Annotated in this window: 8 protein-coding genes; 1 reads left to right on the forward strand and 7 read right to left on the reverse strand. The window is 35.3% G+C overall.

Annotation, left to right across the window (positions count from 1 at the left end; translation table 11 throughout):
- Window positions 1–13 precede the first annotated feature (13 nt).
- The 5 genes from ACIQ0H_RS16805 to ACIQ0H_RS16825 all read right to left on the reverse strand — a co-directional run bounded on the left by ACIQ0H_RS16805 (window position 14) and on the right by ACIQ0H_RS16825 (window position 3110).
- Window positions 14–523: a DUF3189 family protein gene (locus ACIQ0H_RS16805; protein ID WP_403417142.1), complete on the reverse strand. Its 510-nt coding sequence runs from the start codon at window positions 521–523 to the stop codon at window positions 14–16.
- 97 nt (window positions 524–620) lie between these two features.
- Entirely contained in the window at window positions 621–743 is a 123-nt protein-coding gene (locus tag ACIQ0H_RS16810; RefSeq protein WP_403417145.1) for a hypothetical protein, read from the reverse strand.
- Window positions 744–1058: 315 nt separating this feature from the next.
- Window positions 1059–1496 (reverse strand): cell wall hydrolase, encoded by a 438-nt coding sequence (locus tag ACIQ0H_RS16815; RefSeq protein ID WP_403417148.1) that lies wholly within the window; start codon window positions 1494–1496, stop codon window positions 1059–1061.
- A gap of 194 nt (window positions 1497–1690) precedes the next feature.
- Entirely contained in the window at window positions 1691–1852 is a 162-nt protein-coding gene (locus ACIQ0H_RS16820; RefSeq protein WP_403417150.1) for a hypothetical protein, read from the reverse strand.
- A gap of 433 nt (window positions 1853–2285) precedes the next feature.
- The gene (locus tag ACIQ0H_RS16825; protein WP_403417153.1) at window positions 2286–3110 is read right to left on the reverse strand and encodes a methyl-accepting chemotaxis protein; all 825 of its coding nucleotides are present in this window, start codon (window positions 3108–3110) and stop codon (window positions 2286–2288) included.
- 341 nt (window positions 3111–3451) lie between these two features.
- Between ACIQ0H_RS16825 and ACIQ0H_RS16830 the strand changes: the two genes are divergently transcribed.
- Window positions 3452–4593, forward strand: a protein-coding gene (locus tag ACIQ0H_RS16830) for an IS3 family transposase (RefSeq protein ID WP_403417155.1) whose coding sequence is annotated in 2 segments (ribosomal slippage) — window positions 3452–3722 and window positions 3722–4593 — 1143 coding nt in all. Because the reading frame shifts where the segments join, the coding sequence is not laid out codon by codon here.
- 107 nt (window positions 4594–4700) lie between these two features.
- On the opposite strand, the gene paiA is transcribed toward ACIQ0H_RS16830, so the two are convergent.
- Complete coding sequence (gene paiA, locus ACIQ0H_RS16835) at window positions 4701–5231, reverse strand: spermidine/spermine N(1)-acetyltransferase (protein WP_403417158.1); 531 nt, start codon at window positions 5229–5231, stop codon at window positions 4701–4703.
- 393 nt (window positions 5232–5624) lie between these two features.
- Window positions 5625–6053, reverse strand: a complete 429-nt coding sequence (locus ACIQ0H_RS16840; protein WP_403417160.1) for a hypothetical protein — start codon at window positions 6051–6053, stop codon at window positions 5625–5627.
- Between the last annotated feature and the right edge of the window lie 387 nt (window positions 6054–6440).

Genomic DNA, 6440 nt, shown 5'->3' on the forward strand with positions numbered 1-6440 from the left:
GTGTTAAGAAGTATTACTTAAATTCTTTATTTGCTAAAATAGTCACTTGTTCTTTACTGGATTGGGCTATACGTTTTGTGTTTTCTACCAACCGAAAAATATTATCGCAACATTGTTTGGCACCTATAACCAGTAATGGCACACCAAGAAAATCAATTTTTAATCCTCTAGACAAAAAACCACCAATCGACATTGCTAACGGTACAGTAGGTGATGTATTGGAGAATATTATTTGTTCATGAAATTGATGTTTACTTTGAATCAATAAGATTAAATTTTTCATTGCTGGAACGACAAGTTTAGAGGATTTCCTACCTATTGTATACACTGAGTCTCCATTTTCATCTATCCCATGGAAAATGATTTTTCCGGAATCCTTTTTAGTTAATTTATTGAAATAGTTTACACTTAATATTTCTTCTTTAGTAAGTTTGCGTTCTGATTGGTCTATTTCTTTTAAATGATATGCAGCTGCCAGTGCTGTAGTATGTGTTCCGCCATAGTCATTATAGATATAAATCATGATATCATCCTTTGTATTGTTATCTTAGACTATTATGGGCAATTGATTAATAACTAAACTCATTCCCTCCTTAAATGTGCGTAATTAAAAAACGCCATTAAGCGTTTTCCAATTGTTCTGCCAGCGAGTCAATCATCAACGCTAAATCAGGACCAGCAGGTTTTTTACCCGTACCAAACTTTGGCTTTAATTCATTTTTGGGTCGCCAATTATTCTCCATCTCATTTCTGTATAGAAAAAAGAGCACCCAATGGGCACTCTATGGTTAGTTTTGCGAAATAGAAGTCATCTTACCTTAGTTAGCGTCAAAGTCCCAATCTGTTCCATGAAAATTGATAGATGGGGTAAATAAATCAGCTAATCCTTTGGTAAAAAAATGTGCTCCGCTATGCGTCTCCATTGTGAAGCTTATGAATTGGTATGCTTCCTTCATATCAAAAGTGCTTAACGATTTCGTTACGACGCAGCAGCTTTGCTACCAGTCCAACAAATAAAATTGTTGTATTCGTAGCTTCAAAAGCAAAATTTCTACCTGTCAGGTATAAACACCTTCACATGTATCAGCTACCGGTTCATAAAAACAATGATTTTTAAATTGTCCAGTAAATGGTTGACCGTACCATGTTAGAGGACATGGTCCATATGGATTGAAATACCAAAGTGCATATTTCCCTGGGTGCTCTCTCCAATAATCCAAAGTCTGTTGGGCTAATTTTTTCTCAGTAGATCTCGCTCTTTGATAAAATAAATTCCCTTTTTGAACAGCCTCAAAAGAATAATTTCCACCTTGTACTTGATAAATGACATCTTCAATAGTCCTTAAATCTTTGAAGTCTAAACAATTTGATACAAGACGATTAACAATTACATTTCCAACATATAACATCCCTTGTTTCCCTTCACCTTCAGCTTCTGCTCTCATCATCCTTGCCATCATATCGACATCAGCATCACGGTATTTTACTCTTGGCATTTTCTCACCCCATAAATATAGTATGAAAAAAGCCTGCATTGATGTCATTATTTATAAAATAATTATGCTTAGTTTTTTATGCTTACAGTTTTAAGTAAGATGAAAACTATGGCCTTCTTTTTTATACCCTTTTTCAATAGTTCCTCGGGGATGTTTTTAATCTTCTCGAAGGATACATCACTGCCACCTACTACCTAACTAGATTCGCCTTGTGGACCAACAACACCCTTAATCAACGACTTAAAATCGGCACTAGTAGGTTTCTTACCGGCGCTAAACTTTTCTATCAATTCTTCTTCAGTTGCAAACTTTTCTTCGGCTGCCATTTGTTTTTTTCCATATCCTAATCTCCACACTTCTATTTTTTGTATAGAAAAAGAGCACCCAGTTGGCTGCTCTCTATGTTGATATTTAATTATTGCATACGACGCATAATGTTCCTACTGCGAAATAAAAAAACCAACAAAATAATATGTTGACTTCAGTAACCCTTATTAAATAAAATATTATGAAAATACACTCAGTTGCTTGAGATAGTAATTGAGAATACATCAAATCCTTGTTCCTCTTGTGAAAGAGAGTGGTAATTAGGCAAAGAGATACCTTCTTCAACACGATGCACATCGTTTCATCCATAACTCATTTGGACCGTTTGTGGGGCAGCTGTATTCAATTATCACTCCCCTATATTGAATAACTAATTATTTTCGGGTTAAGTTCTTTTTGAAACATAAAAAGGGTTGAAAAATCATCAATTTCAGTTAATTTTCCCACTCATAGCCTAACCCTTTATTTAGTAACACCTTCGAATTCTTCAATATTCCTATTAAATTTTGCTTGAGTTTCTATGACTATTTTTTGCAAGTCATCTGTTATATTGCTAACTCTTTCTATCTCTCTTCTAATATTTTCTACATTAGAATTTACATTTTTCATAGCATCATCAACATTACCAGCCAATCTCCTTATTTCGTCAGCTACAACTTTAAAACCTCGTCCTTGTTCTCCTACACGAGCTGCTTCAATAGCCGCGTTTAATGCCAACATATTCGTTTGCGAAGAAATATTCCGTATCATTTTAGACACATCATTTATTAATTCAGTTTGTTTCTTTAGTGATTCAATTGCTTGCACTTTTTCATTAGAATTTGCAACTACTATACGTACTAATTCTGTAGGCATATCCTTCAATTTAGAAAGAACATTTATCATGTGATTTTCACGTTCTGTGATATCGGTTGCAATTTTAAGAACAGCATCGACTTTACCCTCTTCATTTAGGATCGGAATATAGGTAGCTTCAAGCCAAAATAAATCCCCTGTTTTGCCAACCCTCAGTATCTTTTCTTGAAACTTTTGCCCATTTGCAAGATTTCTCCATAACTCTTCATATTCTCTGCTGTTTCCGAATTTTACCGTACAAAACTGTTTATGCTGCATATTTTTCATTTCATTAACTTTATATCCCAAAGTCATTGCGAAATTTTCATTTACCCAAATAACTTCTCTATTTAGATTGAATTCTATCATTGCTAAATTTGACTCTAATGCAGCCAGAACGTATGTTTCATTTAATATTTGATTGCTTATATTAAACCTTGAAAAAATGTCCACGCGAAAATGCTCCCTTATGAAAATAGTTTTTAGTTCTATTATACCAGGTATTTATACCCGAAGTATACTTCTTCTTAAATAAGTGTCTTATACGAGGGTCATAACCTTTCGCCTTAACGTATCCACAAGTTGTACCGTTCACGTAGTTCCTTTTGCTCACCATCTAAACCGACAACGCCAGGCAAACCATCTTTGACCGCATCTTATCTGCCTACTGCGAAATAAAAAAGCCAACAAATAGTTTGTGGCACTGACCTAACAAAATGAGACAAATAAAAACACCTTTCGTTGAAAAATGGGTATTACTATCCTAACTAGACAACGTGGAGGTGTTTTTTGCTTTGGGAACAAGAGTAAGTTATCCGGTAGAAGTGAAAATGAAGGCAATTGAAATGCGGTTAGCCGGGGTGCCAGTAAAAGAGGTAATGGAAGAATTGAACATCCGAAACTATACGCAACTCAAAAAATGGATGAGTTGGTATCGAAATGGCGAGCTACACCGACTTAAACAACCTGTTGGAAAACAATATACCTTCGGTAAAGGGCCTGAATATGAAAATGAAACTGCTAAATTACAAGTGGAGAATCGTTACCTAAAGCAACAGATTGAGGTCTTAAAAAAGTACGTAGAGTTGGAGAGGAAGTGGCGCCAAAAGTAGTGATCCAATTGGTGGAAGATTTAAAAGGAACCATTCCCGTAGGTGTGATCTGTCGCCATTTGGGTGTAGGTCGCTCATCGTATTATCGATGGAAGATGAATGCGGACAACCAGACGGAGAAGGAGATTCGGAATCGTCAGATTGGCGACTTGTGTAAACAGCATAAGTTCCGATATGGTTATCGAAAGATTACCGCGCTGTATCCGGGAGTTTGTGAGAAGACTGTGCAGCGTGTCATGCAAAAGTATGGCTGGCAATGTCGAGTAAAAGTGAAGAAACGGAAGCGCACTGGGCAGCCGACATATGTCGCACAGAATTTATTGGCACGTGATTTTACAGCATCTAAGCCCTTCGAGAAGCTAGTTACGGATATTACCTACTTGCCTTTTGGCCAATCGATGATGTATCTTTCAAATATTCTTGATGTCTATAATGGAGAGATTGTGGCACAAACTATTGGTTTTACACAAGATACCGTTTTTGTGTTGGATACGCTACACCAATTGCCAGAGCTACCAGAAGGCTGTATTCTGCATAGTGACCAAGGTTCTGTTTACACATCCTACGCTTACCAGAAAGCAATCAAAGAAAAAGGAATTACCATGAGCATGTCCCGCAAAGGCACGCCAGCTGATAATTCCCCTATCGAAACGTTTCATTCCACGCTAAAGTCTGAAACGTTCTATCTCGACAATATCTACCGTACAACGAATGCATGTGTGATACAAATCGTCGGAGAATTTATTAATTACTATAATAATATCCGAATTCAAACGAAACTAAACAGCCAATCGCCGGTTAAATACCGTCAATTGGCTGTATGATAAGGTGTTTTATCCTTGTCTCAAAAAGAGTAGTCAGTGCCTGTTGACTTCAGTAATCCTTATTAAACAAAAACACCAGTTAGCTTAACAAACCCTTTTATTTGAATTTATTCTTCAGTTAACACTAGTTTTTTTGTCATAATAAAATCCGTTTGTTTTTCATCTCCCATATAAAAAGTGTGGGCTCCAGTTTGAACAAAACCAATTTTTTTATAAAAAGCGATTGCGTTTTCATTTTTTTCCCAAACACCAAGCCAGATGTTCTTCTTATTCTGTTCTACCGCTATTTCAATTCCTTTATTCATAAGGTGTTTTCCAATTCCTAGTTTTTGAAATTTACTTCGTATATAAATCCTCTCAACTTCAAGTGAATCTTCACCCATTTTTTCTGATTGTGCTTCATTGACATTAACTTTTAAATATCCCGCGAGCTCACCATTAGTATATAAATAAAAGAACGATGAAGAGAGATTAGATAATTCTTTTTCTAATTGTTTTGGATTAAACGCTTTTTCCAGATATACTTTCATATTTCCGGGTGAATTCTGATGCTTGAATGTCTCATTAAATGTTTCAGAACTTATTTCTTGCAGTGTGTATAAATCTTCAAGCGTGCATTTTTTTATATCAATATTCATTATTATAGGTCTCTCCTTAATATTTCTATTTTTTATATGGATATTGTTTTTATAGAAAGATATTGAACTTCCTCAAAATAATTAGCTCTAATGGACTTTTAATGATTATAACAGTGGGGATCATTCTGAATAGTTTTTATATCTAGTCATTGTACTAACCGCCCCGCTAGTTGAATAACCATTTGTTATCATAGTACCATAATTACCCACTTAGTAGGCGTTAAAAAAACACCTCATAAAGGTGCTTGGTGCTACACATAATGGTCCTACTGCGAAATAAAAAGCCAACAAAAAGTATGTCGACTTCAGTAATTCTTATTAAACTAAAGCACATCGTTAGTGAAAAAAAACAATACATTTTCTCCATAAATCTTCTCCTTGTTGCATGTATGTTTAGTCATAGTACCCTTTTTTAAAAATAATTACTGCTTCCACATATGCATCAGGCTCATGTTCTTCATCATATTTAGGAGCATATAATCCAATGCCAAGTTTATATGAGGTTACTCCCACATACTTTTCAAATGTCATTTCACTATCAAAGTTTTCCAACCAATTCTTAGCTTCAGCAAAAGGAATACCATTTAACTGTTTCCCTTCAAATAGAGCAATTACAGGTTCGGTAAACTCGACAGCTTCACATACTCCATTCTCTTCTGTATAGTATGCGAAGAGAGATGATTTTATAAAGTAGTCTGTATAAGGACCCCGTATATTATGTGAGTCCTCTGGCTTTTCAGGCATAACACTTCTGATTTCTTTCTTTGTCATCCCCAATTTAATGGGTCCAATACTTTTGTAAGGTTTTACAACAAACTCCATACAACTTCCCCCTTAATTTTAATTACATAATCACTTACCAAAAAGAACTATCTCGAGAATAGTGTTTTGTTTATATTCCCTTTCTTCAACAATCTGGCCCGATTGTTGAACACAAGTTAAACAACACTATTGCACTAAACTGCACCGTTAGTTGAATAACAGTATTTATTCCATGGTACCATAATCCTCCAATTTGGAGTCATTAAAAAAACACCTCAAATAAGATGTTGTTACGACACATTATGTTCCGAATGTGCAACAAAAATAGCCAACCAAAAGTTGACTCAACTTGTTAAACTAAACATACTAAGATTAGTAGTACAGGCCAAGGCATTGGTTTGTACTACTTTTTTTATATAGTAGAGGTGAAGAACAGGTCGTGGGTGC

The organism is Sporosarcina sp. NPDC096371, from assembly GCF_044762865.1.
GTDB lineage: Bacteria > Bacillota > Bacilli > Bacillales_A > Planococcaceae > Sporosarcina.

Bases quoted from the DNA above. Each gene is read 5' to 3' on its own strand.
- ACIQ0H_RS16805 (WP_403417142.1), bottom strand. From the start codon at position 523: ATGATTTATATCTATAATGACTATGGCGGAACACATACTACAGCACTG.
- ACIQ0H_RS16810 (WP_403417145.1), bottom strand. From the start codon at position 743: ATGGAGAATAATTGGCGACCCAAAAATGAATTAAAGCCAAAGTTTGGT.
- ACIQ0H_RS16815 (WP_403417148.1), bottom strand. From the start codon at position 1,496: ATGCCAAGAGTAAAATACCGTGATGCTGATGTCGATATGATGGCAAGG.
- paiA (WP_403417158.1), bottom strand. From the start codon at position 5,231: ATGAATATTGATATAAAAAAATGCACGCTTGAAGATTTATACACACTG.
- ACIQ0H_RS16840 (WP_403417160.1), bottom strand. From the start codon at position 6,053: ATGGAGTTTGTTGTAAAACCTTACAAAAGTATTGGACCCATTAAATTG.